At 71.7% G+C, this 14,856-nt stretch carries 14 protein-coding genes; 7 read left to right on the top strand and 7 right to left on the bottom strand.

Annotated elements, in window-relative coordinates; translation table 11 throughout:
- Positions 1–225: 225 nt before the first annotated feature.
- The 6 genes from ABZ818_RS14770 to ABZ818_RS14745 all read left to right on the top strand — a co-directional run bounded on the left by ABZ818_RS14770 (position 226) and on the right by ABZ818_RS14745 (position 8,260).
- On the top strand, positions 226–2,631 hold the full coding sequence (locus tag ABZ818_RS14770; protein WP_361414165.1) for a SulP family inorganic anion transporter: 2,406 nt from the start codon (positions 226–228) through the stop codon (positions 2,629–2,631).
- 130 nt (positions 2,632–2,761) lie between these two features.
- A complete protein-coding gene (gene acs / locus ABZ818_RS14765; RefSeq protein WP_361414162.1) occupies positions 2,762–4,726 on the top strand; it encodes an acetate--CoA ligase in 1,965 nt (654 codons plus the stop codon).
- 221 nt (positions 4,727–4,947) lie between these two features.
- Positions 4,948–6,390, top strand: a complete 1,443-nt coding sequence (gene nhaA / locus ABZ818_RS14760) for a Na+/H+ antiporter NhaA (RefSeq protein WP_361414159.1) — start codon at positions 4,948–4,950, stop codon at positions 6,388–6,390.
- Between the two features lie 121 nt (positions 6,391–6,511).
- A complete protein-coding gene (locus tag ABZ818_RS14755; RefSeq protein WP_361414156.1) occupies positions 6,512–7,006 on the top strand; it encodes a phage holin family protein in 495 nt (164 codons plus the stop codon).
- The gene (locus ABZ818_RS14750; RefSeq protein ID WP_361414153.1) at positions 7,003–7,953 is read left to right on the top strand and encodes an alpha/beta hydrolase; all 951 of its coding nucleotides are present in this window, start codon (positions 7,003–7,005) and stop codon (positions 7,951–7,953) included. Before ABZ818_RS14755 ends, ABZ818_RS14750 begins: the two co-directional genes overlap by 4 nt.
- A 127-nt stretch (positions 7,954–8,080) precedes the next feature.
- Complete coding sequence (locus tag ABZ818_RS14745) at positions 8,081–8,260, top strand: hypothetical protein (RefSeq protein WP_361414150.1); 180 nt, start codon at positions 8,081–8,083, stop codon at positions 8,258–8,260.
- A gap of 11 nt (positions 8,261–8,271) precedes the next feature.
- On the opposite strand, the gene ABZ818_RS14740 is transcribed toward ABZ818_RS14745, so the two are convergent.
- From ABZ818_RS14740 to nth, 3 genes are all read right to left on the bottom strand, one after another.
- Positions 8,272–9,471, bottom strand: coding sequence for a MarP family serine protease (locus ABZ818_RS14740; RefSeq protein ID WP_361414147.1), 1,200 nt, complete (start codon positions 9,469–9,471; stop codon positions 8,272–8,274).
- A 98-nt stretch (positions 9,472–9,569) separates the two neighbouring features.
- Positions 9,570–10,274 carry a CoA pyrophosphatase gene (locus ABZ818_RS14735; RefSeq protein ID WP_225076963.1) on the bottom strand — a complete coding sequence of 235 codons (705 nt, stop codon included), beginning with the start codon at positions 10,272–10,274 and terminating at the stop codon, positions 9,570–9,572.
- An 82-nt stretch (positions 10,275–10,356) separates the two neighbouring features.
- Positions 10,357–11,319, bottom strand: a complete 963-nt coding sequence (nth, locus tag ABZ818_RS14730; protein WP_361414144.1) for an endonuclease III — start codon at positions 11,317–11,319, stop codon at positions 10,357–10,359.
- A 308-nt stretch (positions 11,320–11,627) separates the two neighbouring features.
- Here nth and ABZ818_RS14725 point away from each other — a divergent pair, with 308 nt between their 5' ends.
- Positions 11,628–12,302 (top strand): Crp/Fnr family transcriptional regulator, encoded by a 675-nt coding sequence (locus ABZ818_RS14725; protein WP_100568471.1) that lies wholly within the window; start codon positions 11,628–11,630, stop codon positions 12,300–12,302.
- Positions 12,303–12,397: 95 nt separating this feature from the next.
- Here ABZ818_RS14725 and ABZ818_RS14720 read toward each other — a convergent pair whose 3' ends face one another.
- From ABZ818_RS14720 to ABZ818_RS14705, 4 genes are all read right to left on the bottom strand, one after another.
- The gene (locus ABZ818_RS14720; RefSeq protein ID WP_361414140.1) at positions 12,398–13,228 is read right to left on the bottom strand and encodes an MBL fold metallo-hydrolase; all 831 of its coding nucleotides are present in this window, start codon (positions 13,226–13,228) and stop codon (positions 12,398–12,400) included.
- 43 nt (positions 13,229–13,271) lie between these two features.
- Positions 13,272–14,141: an NUDIX hydrolase gene (locus ABZ818_RS14715; protein ID WP_361414137.1), complete on the bottom strand. Its 870-nt coding sequence runs from the start codon at positions 14,139–14,141 to the stop codon at positions 13,272–13,274.
- 71 nt (positions 14,142–14,212) lie between these two features.
- A complete protein-coding gene (locus tag ABZ818_RS14710; RefSeq protein WP_225076967.1) occupies positions 14,213–14,677 on the bottom strand; it encodes a RidA family protein in 465 nt (154 codons plus the stop codon).
- Positions 14,674–14,832 carry a DUF4177 domain-containing protein gene (locus tag ABZ818_RS14705; protein WP_009189813.1) on the bottom strand — a complete coding sequence of 53 codons (159 nt, stop codon included), beginning with the start codon at positions 14,830–14,832 and terminating at the stop codon, positions 14,674–14,676. The genes ABZ818_RS14710 and ABZ818_RS14705 overlap by 4 nt, the downstream gene beginning before the upstream one ends.
- Between the last annotated feature and the right edge of the window lie 24 nt (positions 14,833–14,856).

Below are 14,856 nucleotides of genomic sequence, written 5' to 3'. Positions count from 1 at the left end.
GACGGGAGAAGGAATTAGTATGACAAGCCGATAAAAAGCTCACTTCACTCAACGAGGTGATTTGCTGCCCCATTTGAGTTGACAATTCAGGCATGGCCTTTACGCGGCATTACGATCGCTTTACTCAGCGCCGATTTCGCCGTTCCCGTTGAGTCCCGCTGAGTCAGCCGAAAGTCGAGTCAGCCGAAAATTCCGCGACCGCGCCACCCCGAGGAGACGGGAAACATGCCGGCCTGCGTCCCCGCCCACACCGCGAAGTCCGCCCGCACAGAGCGTTCCCACCCGCCGCACAGCCCGCCCCGGCGACCGCGTCGCCTCCGCCTCGCGGGGGCCGACCTGTCGGCCTCCGTCGCGGTCTTCCTGATCGCCCTGCCCCTCTCCCTCGGTATCGCCCTGGCCACCGGCGCCCCGCTGCGGGCCGGCCTCGTGGCCGCCGCGGTGGGCGGACTCGTCGCCGGACGGCTCGGCGGCTCACCGCTCCAGGTCAGCGGCCCGGCCGCCGGACTCACCGTCGTCACCGCCGATCTGATCCAGCGCTACGGATGGCGTACGACCTGCGCCGTCACCGTTCTCGCCGGTCTCGCCCAACTCGCCCTCGGCTGCCTGCGCGTGGCCCGCGGCGCGCTCGCCGTCAGCCCCGCCGTCGTGCACGGCATGCTCGCCGGGATCGGGGTGACCATCGCCGTCGCCCAGGTGCACATCGTCCTCGGCGGCAGCCCGCAGAGCTCCGTGCTCGACAACCTCCGCGCTTTACCTGCCCAGTTGACCGGCCTCGACCCGGCGGCCCTCGCCGTGAGCGCGCTGACCCTGGCGGTGCTGCCGACCTGGCCACGCCTGCCCGGCCGGGCAGGGCGCCTGCTGGGCAGGCTGCCGGCCGCGCTCGTCGCCGTCGCCGCGGCCACCGCCGTCGCCTCCCTCACCGGGCTGGTGCTGCCCAGGGTCGATCTGCCGTCCTGGCGCAGCCACGCCCTGGCCGGACTGCCCCAGGGGCCGGTGCTCGGGCTCGTCGCCGCGGTGCTCGGCACCACGCTGGTGTGCAGCGTGCAGTCGCTGCTCGGCGCGGTCGCCGTGGACAAGCTGGTCGCGGGCCGCGCCGGGCCGGCCGCCCGGGCCGGCCGCTCGGACCTGGACCGGGAACTGCTCGGCCAGGGCGCCGCCAACGTCGTCTCCGGCGCGCTCGGTGGCCTGCCGGTCGCCGGGGTGGCCGTGCGGAGTACGGCGAATGTGCGCGCGGGTGCCGTGAGCCGGAACTCCACCATGCTGCACGGCGTTCTCGTAGTGATCGCCGCACTGCTGCTGGTCCCGGTGCTGGAGTTCGTCCCGCTCGCCTCGCTCGCCGCCCTGGTGATGGCCGTCGGCGTCCAGATGGTGTCCCCGCACCACATCCGCACGGTGACCCGCCACCAGGAGGTGCCGGTGTACGCCGCCACCGCCCTCGGCGTGGCGGCCCTGGGCGTCCTCCAGGGCGTGGCCCTCGGCATCGCCGTGGCCGTCGCCGTCGCCCTGCGCCGCCTCACCCGAACCCGCATCACGCACGAAGAGCGGAAAGGGGTTCATCACGTCCATGTACGAGGGCAGTTGACGTTCCTCGCGGTGCCGCGGCTCAGCCGGGCCCTGCACCTCGTGCCGCCGGGAGCCGCGGTAGTCGTCCGGCTGGACGGCTCGTTCATGGATCACGCGGCGTACGAGGCACTGCAGGACTGGCAGCGGACGCACACCGCGCAGGGCGGCTCGGTCGAACTCACCGGCCGTCGTGCCGGAGTCCGCATCGCCGAGCCCGCCGCGCCGGACGGCGCCCGGTGCCGCTGCCGGCCCTGGACGCCCTGGCGCAACCACCAGTGCGGGAGCACGGCACCGGCACCCGGCGACCGCGGCCACCGGCTGGCGCACGGCATCCGCGCGTTCCAGCACAGCACGGCACCCCTGGTGCGCGAGGAACTGGCGCGGCTGGCGAGGGAGGGGCAGCGCCCGTCCCAACTCTTCCTCACCTGCGCCGACTCGCGAGTGGTCACGTCGATGATCACTTCCAGTGGTCCCGGCGACCTCTTCGTCGTGCGGAACGTGGGCAACCTCGTGCCGCCGCCCGGGCAGGGCGACGACGACTCGGTGGCGGCGGCCGTGGAGTACGCGGTGGACGTGCTCGGCGTGCGCTCCATCACGGTGTGCGGCCACTCCGGGTGCGGGGCCATGCAGGCCCTCCTCGCCTCGGGCCCTGGTTTCGCCTCAGGCACCGACTCCGGCTCCGGACACACCCGTACGCCGCTCGGACGGTGGCTGCGGCACGGGCTGCCCAGTCTGGAGCGGATGGCGGACGACGGCCGCCCCGGCCCCCGGCCGGCCGGACGGCCGCCCGCCGACGCGGTCGAGCGGCTGTGCCTCACCAACGTGGTCCAGCAGTTGGAGCACCTGCGCGCCCACGACTCGGTGGCCCGCGCCCTGCGGGAAGGGGCGCTGGAGCTGCACGGGATGTACTTCCACGTGGGCGAGGCCGAGGCGTACCTGCTCACGGGGGCGGACGGCGAGGAGACCTTCACCCGGGTCGCAGCGACGGAGACTCCGCAGGCGACGGCACCATCCCTCACATTGAGCGACACGTCGGGCACTCTCGGCGAGAAAACATTCCAGGAGTGAACCTCCGGGGATCGTCGTGCGTGACCCGTGGATGAGCGGGTGTCAGGATGAGGGGGGTTGACCGACACCCTGAGGCCCTCGGAGAATCGGGCACATTGATTGGTCTAAACCACTGGGACGGTGTGCGACGATGGCAGACAACGAGCGTTCTTCACTCTCCAACCTCCTGAAGGAGGAGCGACGTTTCGCGCCGCCCGCCGACCTGGCCGCGAACGCCAACGTCACGGCGGACGCGTACGAGCAGGCCAAGGCCGACCGGCTGGGATTCTGGGCCGAGCAGGCCCGCCGGCTGACCTGGGCCGTGGAGCCGACCGAGACGCTCGACTGGTCGAACCCGCCGTTCGCCAAGTGGTTCAAGGACGGCACGCTCAACGTGGCGTACAACTGCGTCGACCGGCATGTGGAGGCCGGGCACGGCGACCGCGTCGCGATCCACTTCGAGGGTGAGCCCGGCGACCACCGCGCCCTCACCTACGCCGAGCTCAAGGACGAGGTGTCCAGGGCCGCGAACGCACTGCTCGAACTCGGCGTCCGGAAGGGCGACCGAGTCGCGATCTACATGCCGATGATCCCGGAGACCGCGGTCGCGATGCTGGCCTGCGCCAGGATCGGTGCCACGCACTCGGTGGTCTTCGGCGGCTTCTCCGCGGACGCGCTCGCCACTCGCATCCAGGACGCCGACGCCAGGGTCGTCATCACCGCCGACGGCGGTTACCGGCGCGGCAAGCCGTCGGCGCTCAAGCCGGCCGTCGACGAGGCGGTCGAGCGCGTGGACAACGTCGACCACGTGGTCGTGGTCCGCCGCACCGGCCAGGAGGTCGCCTGGACCGAGGGCAGGGACCTGTGGTGGCACGAGATCGTCGACCGGCAGTCCGCCGAGCACACGCCGGAGGCGTTCGAGGCGGAGCATCCGCTGTTCATCCTCTACACCTCGGGCACGACGGGGAAGCCGAAGGGCATCCTGCACACCTCCGGCGGCTACCTCACGCAGGTGGCGTACACGCACTGGGCGGTCTTCGACCTCAAGCCGGAGACCGACGTGTTCTGGTGCACCGCCGACGTCGGCTGGGTCACCGGCCACTCGTACATCGTGTACGGGCCGCTGGCCAACGGCGCGACGCAGGTGATGTACGAGGGCACGCCGGACACCCCGCACCAGGGCCGCTTCTGGGAGATCGTGCAGAAGTACGGCGTGACGATCCTCTACACGGCGCCGACCGCGATCCGTACGTTCATGAAGTGGGGCGACGACATCCCCGCGAAGTTCGACCTGTCCTCCCTGCGCATCCTCGGCTCGGTCGGCGAGCCGATCAACCCGGAGGCGTGGATCTGGTACCGCAAGAACATCGGCGGCGACCGCACCCCGGTCGTCGACACGTGGTGGCAGACCGAGACCGGCGGAATCATGATCTCCCCGCTGCCGGGTGTGACCGCCGCCAAGCCCGGCTCGGCCCAGCGGCCGCTGCCCGGCATCTCCGCCACCGTGGTGGACGACGAGGCGAACGAGGTGTCCAACGGCGGCGGTGGCTACCTGGTGCTCACCGAGCCGTGGCCGTCGATGCTGCGCACCATCTGGGGCGACGACCAGCGGTTCATCGACACCTACTGGTCGCGGTTCGAAGGCCGGTACTTCGCCGGTGACGGCGCCAAGAAGGACGACGACGGTGACATCTGGCTGCTCGGCCGCGTCGACGACGTGATGCTCGTGTCCGGGCACAACATCTCCACCACCGAGGTCGAGTCCGCCCTCGTCTCCCACCCGTCGGTCGCCGAGGCGGCCGTGGTCGGCGCGGCGGACGAGACGACCGGACAGGCGATCGTCGCGTTCGTGATCCTGCGCGGCGCGGTCACCGAGACCGAGGACCTGGGCGCCGAGCTGCGCAACCACGTCGGCTCGACGCTCGGCCCGATCGCCAAGCCCAAGCGGATCCTGCCGGTGGCGGAGCTGCCGAAGACCCGCTCCGGGAAGATCATGCGGCGCCTGCTGCGCGACGTGGCGGAGAACCGGCAGCTCGGGGACGTCACGACGCTGACCGATTCCGCCGTCATGGACCTCATCCAGGCCAAGCTCCCCGCGTCGCCCAGCGAGGACTGAGCGGGGAACGCCCGGAAGACGGACGAGGACTGAGTACGGCCTCAAGGGGCACCCGGCGGGACAGGCGCCGGGTGCCCCTTCCGCATCCCGGGAGGACACCGGGACCCGCTCGGCCCCGCCTTGGGTAAGGTGGGCGGGACAACACAACGGAAAAATCCCTCAGGTGCGCCGGGAAGTCTGGTCGGCATGTGATCCGTCATGCCCACCGACCGGAGGTTCCCGTGGCCGCGCCCCGCACCGACACCCCAGCCCGCAAGTTCCTCGGACGCCTGTCCCTGCCCGAGCGAAACTTCGTGGCGGACGCGCTGCGCACCGAGACCGTCGGTGGTGTGATCCTCCTCCTCGCCGCCGTCGCCGCCCTGCTCTGGGCGAACATCCCCGGCCTGCGCGGCAGCTACGAGAGCGTCGGACACTTCCACCTCGGCCCCGCCTCCCTCGGCCTGAACCTCTCCGTGGAGCACTGGGCCGCCGACGGACTGCTCGCCGTCTTCTTCTTCGTCGCCGGGATCGAGCTCAAGCGCGAACTCGTCGCCGGAGACCTCAAGGACGGCAGAGCCGCGATCCTGCCGGTGATCGCCGCGCTGTGCGGCATGGCGGCACCGGCCGTCGTCTACGCCCTGACCAACCTCGTCTCGGACGGCTCACTCGGCGGCTGGGCGGTGCCGACCGCGACGGACATCGCCTTCGCGCTCGCCGTGCTCGCGGTCATCGGCACCTCGCTGCCCAGCGCCCTGCGCGCCTTCCTGCTGACACTCGCCGTCGTCGACGACCTGTTCGCGATCCTGATCATCGCCGTCTTCTTCACCGGAAGCCTGAACTTCGCCGCGCTCGGCGGCGCGGCGGCCGGCCTCGTCGTCTTCTGGCTGCTGCTGCGCAAGGGCGTGCGCGGCTGGTACGTGTACGGGCCGCTCGCCCTGGTCATCTGGGCGCTGATGTACAACAGCGGCGTACACGCCACCATCGCGGGCGTCGCGATGGGCCTGATGCTGCGCTGTGCCCCCCACGAGGGCGAGAAGACCTCCCCCGGCGAGCGCGTCGAACACCTCGTACGGCCCCTCTCGGCCGGTCTGGCGGTGCCGCTGTTCGCCCTGTTCAGCGCGGGCGTCTCCGTCTCGGGCGGGGCGCTGGCCAACGTGTTCACCCGGCCCGAGACACTCGGCGTCGTCCTCGGACTCGTCGTCGGCAAGACGGTCGGCATCTTCGGCGGGACCTGGCTCACCGCCCGCTTCACCAGGGCGTCGCTCAGCGAGGACCTCGCCTGGGCCGACCTGTTCGCCGTGGCGACCCTCGCCGGGATCGGCTTCACCGTCTCCCTGCTCATCGGCGAGCTGGCCTTCACCGGCGACGCGGCGCTCACCGACGAGGTCAAGGCCTCCGTCCTCACCGGCTCCCTCATCGCGGCGATTCTGGCGACCGTCCTGCTGAAGATCCGCAACGCCCGGTACCGGAGGCTGTGCGAGTCCGAGGAGCGGGACGACGACCTCGACGGCATCCCGGACGTCTACGAGCAGGACGACCCCGCCCACCACCTGCGCATGGCCGAGATTCACGAGCGGAAGGCCGCCGAGCACCGCCGGCTCGCCGAGGCGAAGACCGCCGAACAGGACGGGCGGCTTGCCGAAGTGCCGGACAGGGCAGGCGAGCAGGACGGCGGTCCGGCATGATCTGACGGGACGGTACAAATGACAGGAGCGTTCCCAGTCGGGCAGAAGTCAGGCAGTGACAGCAGCCGGACAGAGACCGGACGGAACGCAGTCCCAAGTCAGGCAGGAGAGGAAGACCGCGATGAGCGCACCCGACGGCAGCCCGGTCGGCACCGAACGCAGCATCGGCCAGCTGTTCGCCTCGGCGACCACCGAGATGTCGGCACTGGTGCACGACGAGATCGCACTGGCCAAGGCCCAGTTGCGCAAGGACGTCAGGCGCGGCGCGGCCAGCGGCAGCGTGTTGGGCCTGGCCGGTGCGCTGCTGCTGTTCTCCCTGCCGATGCTCAACTTCGCGCTGGCGTACGGCGTTCACACCTGGACCAACTGGAACCTCGCCCTCTGCTTCCTGGTGTCCTTCGGGGCCAATTGCCTGATCGCCGGCGTACTGGTGGTGATCGGTGTGCTCCTCGGGAAGAAGACGAAGAAGAGCCAGGGCCCGCAGAAGGTCGCCGCGTCCATGAAGGCGACGGCCGGGGTGCTCCAGAACGCCAAGCCGCACCCGCGCCCGGAACCGGCCGCCCTGGAGGACCGCTCGCCCGCGGCCATCGAGGCTGTGGCACGCTCGACCTCATGACGGAGCCCGCCACCCCTTCGGCGCAATCGACGCCGGTCGTCCGGATCGACCTGCCCGGCGGCAGGAAGGTGACGCACCGGGACGTCGCGGCCAACGGCGCCCGCTTCCACATCGCCGAGCTCGGCGACGGACCGCTGGTCCTGCTGCTGCACGGCTTCCCGCAGTTCTGGTGGACCTGGCGGCACCAGCTCGTCGCCCTCGCCGACGCCGGTTTCCGGGCCGTCGCGATGGACCTGCGCGGCGTGGGCGGCAGCGACCGTACCCCCCGCGGCTACGACCCGGCCAACCTCGCCCTCGACATCACCGGCGTGGTCCGTTCGCTCGGCGAGCCGGACGCCGCGCTGGTCGGCCACGACCTCGGCGGCTACCTGGCGTGGACGGCGGCCGCGATGCGCCCCAAGCTGGTACGTCGGCTCGCGGTCGCCTCGATGCCGCACCCCAGGCGCTGGCGTTCGGCGATGCTCGGGGACGTCCGGCAGACGGCGGCGAATTCGTACATCTGGGGATTCCAGCGTCCCTGGATCCCCGAGCGGCAGCTCACCGCCGACAACGGCGCCCTGGTGGCCCGGCTCGTACGGGACTGGTCGGGGCCGCGGCTGCCGGACGATGAGGCGGTGGAGACGTACCGCCGCGCCATGTGCATCCCTTCGACGGCGCACTGCTCCGTCGAACCGTACCGCTGGCTGGTGCGCTCGCTGGCCCGGCCCGACGGCATCCAGTTCTATCGCCGGATGAAGCGGCCCGTGCGCGTGCCGACGCTGCACCTGCACGGCTCCCTCGACCCCGTCCAGCGCACCCGCAGCGCGGCCGGCTCGGGCGAGTACGTCGAAGCCCCCTACCGCTGGCGCCTCTTCGATGGCCTCGGCCACTTCCCTCACGAGGAGGATCCGGTGGCCTTCTCGACGGAGCTGGTCAACTGGCTGAAGGACCCCGAACCGGATCGGTGACCCGGACGATGCGCCCGGTATCCGAACGTGAACAGCTGTCCTGCGAACTGCCAATTGCCCGGCGCATAGGCCAATTGGGGAGTCCGCGGGCGGTTATCGACCTTGGGGCGGGGGCAGACGTCCCGGTATGGGCTGGACGCACGACTACAACGACGTAGCAGGCACCCGCCGTTCGGTGAGCGGTCCCAACTCCCATCAGCGCGGAGCTCCGCCGCTGACGGACACGGATCCACGGGTGGGCATTCCCCGCATCCTGCGCCGCCGAGCGCGCTGGGTCTCGGTACGCCTGCGTCACAGCCGCGGCTGACCCGGCACGGCCTACAGCGCGCAGTCGTCGCTGCCCACCTGCTGGTTCGCGGTACGACCCTGCGCGATGTCCTGCTGGATCTCGCCGATCGTGAGCGCGTAGCCGGTGTCGGCGTCGTCGAGGGACTTGGCGAACACCACGCCGTACACCCTGCCGTCGGTCGTGAGCAGCGGGCCGCCGGAGTTGCCCTGGCGCACGGTCGTGTACAGCGAGTAGACGTCACGGCGCACGGTGCCGCGGTGGTAGATGTCCGGGCCGCTGGCCGTGATGCGGCCGCGCACGCGCGCGGCACGGACGTCGTACGACCCGTTCTCCGGGAAGCCGGCGACGATCGCGCCGTCGCCGCTGCGCGCGTCCGTGCCGGTGAACCTCAGGGCCGGCGCCTTCAGGTCCGGCACGTCCAGCACGGCGATGTCGCGGTGCCAGTCGTACAGGACGACCTTGGCGTCGTACTTCCGTCCCTCGCCGCCTATCTGGACGGTGGGTTCGTCGACCCCGCCCACGACGTGCGCGTTGGTCATGACGCGGCGGTTTCCGAAGACGAAGCCGCTGCCCTCCAGCACCTTGCCGCAACTGCGCGCGGTGCCCATGACCTTGACGACGGACTGCTTGGCGCGCAGGGCCACGGCGCTGTTCGCCAGCGCCGGGTCCGGGGGCTGTACGTCGGTGATGGGCTCGTTGGCGAACGGGCTGAAGACCTGCGGGAAGCCGTTCTGCGCGAGGACGGAGGTGAAGTCCGCGAACCAGGTGTCGGCCTGCGCGGGCAGCACCTCGGAGACCCCGAGCAGCACCCGGGAGTTGCGCACCTCCTTGCCCAGCGTCGGTATCGTCGTCCCGCCGAGGGCCGAGCCGATCAGCCAGGCGACCAGCAGCATGGCGACGACGTTGACCAGAGCGCCGCCGGTCGCGTCCAGGGCGCGGGCCGGGGACCAGGTGATGTACACGCGCAGCTTGCTGCCGAGGTGGGTGGTCAGGGCCTGGCCGACCGAGGCGCAGACGATCACGACGATGACCGCGACGACGGCCGCTGTGGTACTGACCGGTGTGTTGTCCGTCATCGCGTCCCAGATGACCGGGAGCGTGTACACGGCGAGGAGTCCGCCGCCCAGGAAGCCGATCACCGACAGGATGCCGACGACGAATCCCTGGCGGTAGCCCACGACCGCGAACCACGCGGCGGCGATCAGCAGCAGGATGTCCAGCACGTTCACCGCGTCGAGCCTCGCCTCATCATGTTCCGATCACCCCAGGTCGGCCTGTGTCCTCCTGGAGTTCCGCCCCCGGCAGCACCGACGCGGTGCCCACCCTGTCACGACCGCCAGTCGAGCGGGACCTGCTTGCCGCGGTCCCAGGGCCGCTCCCAGCCCGCGTAGTGGAGCAGGCGGTCGATGATCCCGGCGGTGAAGCCCCACACGAGGGCCGATTCGACCAGGAATGCCGGACCTTGGTGGCCGCTGGGGTGGACGGTCGTGGCCCGGTTGTCAGGGTTCGTGAGATCCGCCACGGGCACGGTGAACACGCGTGCGGTCTCCGCCGGGTCGACGACACCGACCGGGCTGGGCTCGCGCCACCAGCCGAGCACGGGTGTGACGACGAAGCCGCTGACCGGGATGTACAGCCGGGGCAGCGCACCGAACAGCTGGACGCCGCCCGGCTCGAGCCCGGTCTCCTCCTCGGCCTCGCGCAGCGCGGCCCGCAGCGGGCCCTCGCCCTGCGGGTCGCCGTCCTCGGGGTCGAGCGCCCCGCCGGGGAACGCCGGCTGGCCGGCGTGCGAGCGCAGGGAGCCGGCCCGCTCCATGAGCAGCAGCTCGGGGCCGCGCTCGGCCTCACCGAAGAGGATCAGGACGGCGGACTGGCGCCCCGCGCCGTCCTCCGGCGGCAGGAAGCGGCTCAGCTGGACCGGCCGGACCGTCTCGGCCACGCGCACGACCGGCCCGAGCCAGCCGGGCAGCCCCTCCGTGCTGAGCGCCACCGAGCCGCCCTGCGTCCCGCTCGCCTCACTCGCCCGCGTCATCGCCACCCCCGTTCCCCTCGCCGTCCTGCCGTGTCCAACGCCCGACGGCACCGAGATCGTTCCGCGTCATCCGGCCCCGGTGTCATCCGGCCCCCAGCGGCGGTGCCGGCCTGCCGCCCGCGTCCAGGTAGGACTGCGGCGGCTTGAGGCGCTGGCCCGGGAAGCCGCCCTTCTCGTACTTGAGCAGCTTCTTCGCCTTCTCCGGATCCGTCTCGCCCTCGCCGTAGGCCGGGCAGAGCGGGGCGATCGGGCAGGCACCGCACGCGGGCTTGCGGGCGTGGCAGATACGGCGGCCGTGGAAGATCACGTGGTGCGAGAGCATCGTCCAGTCGCTCTTGGGGAAGAGCGCGGCGACGGCGGCCTCGATCTTGTCGGGGTCGGTCTCCTCGGTCCACTGCCAGCGCCGCACCAGCCGCTGGAAGTGCGTGTCCACGGTCAGTCCGGGCCTGCCGAAGGCGTTGCCGAGGACCACGAAGGCGGTCTTGCGGCCGACGCCGGGGAGCTTGACGAGGTCCTCCAGGCGCCCCGGGACCTCGCCTCCGAACTCCTCCGCCAGGGCCTTGGACAGGCCTATCACCGACTTGGTCTTGGCCCGGAAGAAACCGGTGGGCCGCAGGATCTCCTCGACCTCCTCGGGGTTGGCGGCGGCGAGGTCCTCGGGGGTGGGGTACCTGGCGAACAGCGCGGGCGTGGTCTGGTTGACCCTCAGGTCCGTGGTCTGGGCCGACAGGACCGTGGCGACCAGCAGCTGGAAGGGGTTCTCGAAGTCCAGCTCGGGGTGGGCGTAGGGGTACACCTCGGCGAGCTCGCGGTTGATACGGCGGGCCCGGCGGACCAGGGCCGTGCGCGACTCGTTCTTCGGCGGTTTCGGGGCGAGCGTCTTCGCCGGCGCGACCTTCTCGACGGCGGCACTGGCCTTCTTCGGCGCGACCGTCACCTTCTTCGGGGCCACGGCCTTCTTGGCGGGGGCCGTCTTCTTCCGAGGTGCTGCCTTCTTCGCAGGTACTGCCCTCTTCACGGGTGCCCTTTTTGCCGCTTTTGCCATGTTCGTTCCATCGTCGGGCTCTTGTTCGCCCACAGCGGAATCCTCACGTACAACCACCCGCCCAGCCCCCTCGGCCTGCGCTCTCACCGGCGATTTGGACACCCGGCCAGCCTAAAGCCCAGCACCGACATCCGCTCCGGACCCCCGAGATCGGACCCCGATTGGCCCCCTGCCGCGTAAACGGGCACACCTGTGCGGCATCCTTGTGACAGATCACACTGTTTGGACCGTCCGGCAAAATGGGGAACACGGACCCCTGGCACACGGGGGAGCAAGATCCTCTGAGCAGGTCGACAAGGAGAGAACTCGTGGACGACGTTCTGCGGCGCAATCCGCTCTTCGCGGCGCTCGACGACGAGCAGGCCGCGGAGCTCCGCGCCTCCATGACGGAGGTGACACTCGCACGTGGCGACTCGTTGTTCCACGAGGGCGACCCGGGCGACCGGCTCTACGTGGTCACCGAAGGCAAGGTCAAGCTGCACCGCACGTCCCCGGACGGCCGCGAGAACATGCTGGCCGTCGTGGGCCCCGGCGAGCTCATCGGTGAACTGTCGCTGTTCGACCCGGGCCCGCGCACCGCGACCGCGACCGCGCTGACCGAGGTCAAGATGCTGGCCCTCGGCCACGGCGACCTCCAGCCCTGGCTGAACGTGCGGCCCGAGGTGGCCGGCGCCCTGCTGCGCGCCGTCGCCCGGCGCCTGCGCAAGACCAACGACCAGATGTCGGACCTGGTCTTCTCGGATGTTCCGGGCCGTGTCGCCCGTGCTCTGCTGGACCTCTCCCGCCGCTTCGGCGTGCAGTCCGAGGAGGGCATCCACGTGGTGCACGACCTCACCCAGGAGGAGCTGGCCCAGCTGGTCGGCGCCTCCCGCGAGACCGTGAACAAGGCCCTGGCCGACTTCGCCCAGCGCGGCTGGCTCCGCCTGGAGGCCCGCGCGGTGATCCTGCTGGACGTGGAGCGCCTCGCGAAGCGTTCGCGCTGACCCGTCGCGGTCCTGTGGGCCCCGTTCCCGGCCGGGACGGGGCCCTCGCCGTCGGCCCTCGTCGTCGGCCGCAGGACGGGGCTCGTCGTCGGCCGTCAGATGAGACCGTGCTCCCGGAGGTACTCCAGCTGGGCGCGCACCGAGAGCTCGGCCGCCGGCCACAGGGAGCGGTCCACGTCCGCGTACACGTGGGCGACGACCTGGGACGGGGTCCGGTGGCCGGACTCGACGGCCGTCTCGACCTGGGCGAGACGGTGGGCCCGGTGGGCGAGGTAGAACTCGACGGCGCCCTGGGCGTCCTCCAGGACGGGTCCGTGGCCGGGCAGGACCGTGTGGACGCCGTCGTCGACCGTGAGGGACCTGAGCCGCCGCAGCGAGTCCAGGTAGTCGCCCAGACGGCCGTCGGGGTGCGCGACGACGGTCGTGCCCCGGCCCAGGATCGTGTCGCCGGTGAGCACGGCGCGGTCGGACGGCAGGTGGAAGCAGAGGGAGTCGGCGGTGTGGCCGGGGGTCGGTACGACCCTCAGCTCCAGCCCGCCCACCTTGATCACGTCACCCGCGCCCAGGCCCTCGTCGCCCAGCCGCAGGGCCGGATCGAGCGCACGCACGCGCGTGCGGGTCAGCTCGGCGAAGCGGGCGGCGCCCTCGGCGTGGTCGGGGTGGCCGTGGGTCAGCAGGGTCAGCGCGATCCGCTTGCCCGCCTCCTCGGCGGTGGCGACCACCTGGGCCAGGTGGCCCTCGTTCAGCGGCCCGGGGTCGACCACCACGGCCAGGTCGGAGTCGGGCTCCGAGACGATCCAGGTGTTGGTGCCGTCCAGGGTCATGGGGGACGCGTTGGGCGCGAGGACGTTGACGGCCCGCGCGGTGGCGGGGCCGGCCAGTACACCGCCCCGGGGCTGACCGGGTAGCGCTGCTGCGTCGGTCATGCGAGAGGGCCTTCCTCGGCGTCGGCCGGGCGGGAGCGGCGGCTCACGCGCGGGCCGTGCCGCTCGGGATGTGCTTGGTGAACTCGTCGTGCCCCGGCCAGGTCAGGACCACCTCGCCGGCCACCAGGCGGGCCCGCGCGAGCACGGGGGTCAGATCGCGGGACCGCGCGGCGGTGAGCGCCTCGGCGGGGCTGCCGCAGGGCACCAGCTGGCGCAGGGTGGCGATGGTGGGCGGCATCATCAGCAGCTCGCCCCGGTCGTACCCGGCCGCCGCCTCCGCGGGCGCGATCCACACCGTGCGGTCGGCCTCCGTGGAGGCGTTCCGGGTGCGCTGGCCCTCGGGCAGCGCGGCCACGAAGAACCAGGTGTCGTAGCGGCGGGACTCGAACTCGGGGGTGATCCAGCGGGTCCAGGCCCCCAGCAGGTCCGAGCGCAGGACCAGGCCCCGGCGGTCCAGGAACTCCGCGAACGACAGCTCACGGGCGACCAGGGCGGCGCGGTCGGCCTCCCAGTCGGCACCCGTGGTGTCGCCGACGACACTGTCCGCGTCGGGGCCGGCGAGCAGGACGCCGGCCTCTTCGTACGTCTCGCGGACGGCCGCGCAGACGATCGCCTGGGCCGCCTTCTCGTCGACGCCGAGCCGGTCGGCCCACCACGCGCGCGAGGGCCCCGCCCAGCGGACGTGGTGGTCGTCGTCACGGGAGTCGACGCCACCGCCCGGGTACGCGTACGCGCCTCCGGCGAAGGCCATGGAGGCGCGTCTGCGCAGCATGTGCACCGCGGGGCCGGAACCGGTCTCCTTCAGGAGCATGACGGTGGCCGCGCGCTTCGGCGCGACCGGTGTGAGGCTGCCGTCCGCGAGCGCGCGGATACGGTCCGGCCAGTCCGGGGGAAACCACTGCCCATTCGCCATGGGCGGAGGCTATCCCGTGGTGCGCGAATGTTCGAGAGGTGACCGAGGTCAGAGCCGGTTCCGGGCTCCGCCTACGGCTCCAGCTCCACCTGGATCTCCACCTCCACGGGGGCGTCCAGCGGCAGCACCGCCACACCGACCGCGCTGCGCGCGTGCACGCCCTTGTCGCCGAGGACCTCGGCCAGCAGCTCGCTGGCGCCGTTGACGACGCCCGGCTGGCCGGTGAAGTCCGCCGCCGAGGCGACGAAGCCCACAACCTTCACCACGCGCGCGACACGGTCCAGGTCGCCCGCGACGGACTTGACGGCCGCCAGGGCGTTCAGCGCACAGGTGCGCGCCAGCTCCTTGGCCTCCTCCGGGGTGACCTCCAGGCCCACCTTTCCGGTGACCGGGAGCTTTCCGTCCACCATCGGCAGCTGGCCGGCGGTGTAGACGTACACGCCGGACCGCACCGCGGGCTGGTAGGCGGCCAGCGGCGGCACGACCTCCGGCAGCCTCAGACCCAGCTCCGCCAGCCTCGCCTCGACCGCGCTCATGCCTGCTTCTCCCGCTTCAGGTAGGCCACCAGCTGCTCGGGGTTCGGTCCGGGCACGACCTGGACGAGCTCCCAGCCGTCCTCGCCCCAGGTGTCCAGAATCTGCTTCGTGGCATGGACGAGCAGCGGCACGGTTGCGTATTCCCACTTGGTCATGTGGCCGACTGTATCCGCTGCCGC

The organism is Streptomyces sp. NPDC047453 (genome assembly GCF_040643155.1).
In the GTDB taxonomy this organism is placed as follows: Bacteria; Actinomycetota; Actinomycetes; order Streptomycetales; family Streptomycetaceae; genus Streptomyces.
This window is presented reverse-complemented; position numbering and strand designations above follow the sequence as displayed.

Bases quoted from the DNA above. Each gene is read 5' to 3' on its own strand.
- ABZ818_RS14770 (WP_361414165.1), top strand. From the start codon at position 226: ATGCCGGCCTGCGTCCCCGCCCACACCGCGAAGTCCGCCCGCACAGAG.
- acs (WP_361414162.1), top strand. From the start codon at position 2,762: ATGGCAGACAACGAGCGTTCTTCACTCTCCAACCTCCTGAAGGAGGAG.
- ABZ818_RS14755 (WP_361414156.1), top strand. From the start codon at position 6,512: ATGAGCGCACCCGACGGCAGCCCGGTCGGCACCGAACGCAGCATCGGC.
- ABZ818_RS14750 (WP_361414153.1), top strand. From the start codon at position 7,003: ATGACGGAGCCCGCCACCCCTTCGGCGCAATCGACGCCGGTCGTCCGG.
- ABZ818_RS14745 (WP_361414150.1), top strand. From the start codon at position 8,081: ATGGGCTGGACGCACGACTACAACGACGTAGCAGGCACCCGCCGTTCG.
- ABZ818_RS14735 (WP_225076963.1), bottom strand. From the start codon at position 10,274: ATGACGCGGGCGAGTGAGGCGAGCGGGACGCAGGGCGGCTCGGTGGCG.
- nth (WP_361414144.1), bottom strand. From the start codon at position 11,319: ATGGCAAAAGCGGCAAAAAGGGCACCCGTGAAGAGGGCAGTACCTGCG.
- ABZ818_RS14720 (WP_361414140.1), bottom strand. From the start codon at position 13,228: ATGACCGACGCAGCAGCGCTACCCGGTCAGCCCCGGGGCGGTGTACTG.
- ABZ818_RS14715 (WP_361414137.1), bottom strand. From the start codon at position 14,141: ATGGCGAATGGGCAGTGGTTTCCCCCGGACTGGCCGGACCGTATCCGC.
- ABZ818_RS14710 (WP_225076967.1), bottom strand. From the start codon at position 14,677: ATGAGCGCGGTCGAGGCGAGGCTGGCGGAGCTGGGTCTGAGGCTGCCG.
- ABZ818_RS14705 (WP_009189813.1), bottom strand. From the start codon at position 14,832: ATGACCAAGTGGGAATACGCAACCGTGCCGCTGCTCGTCCATGCCACG.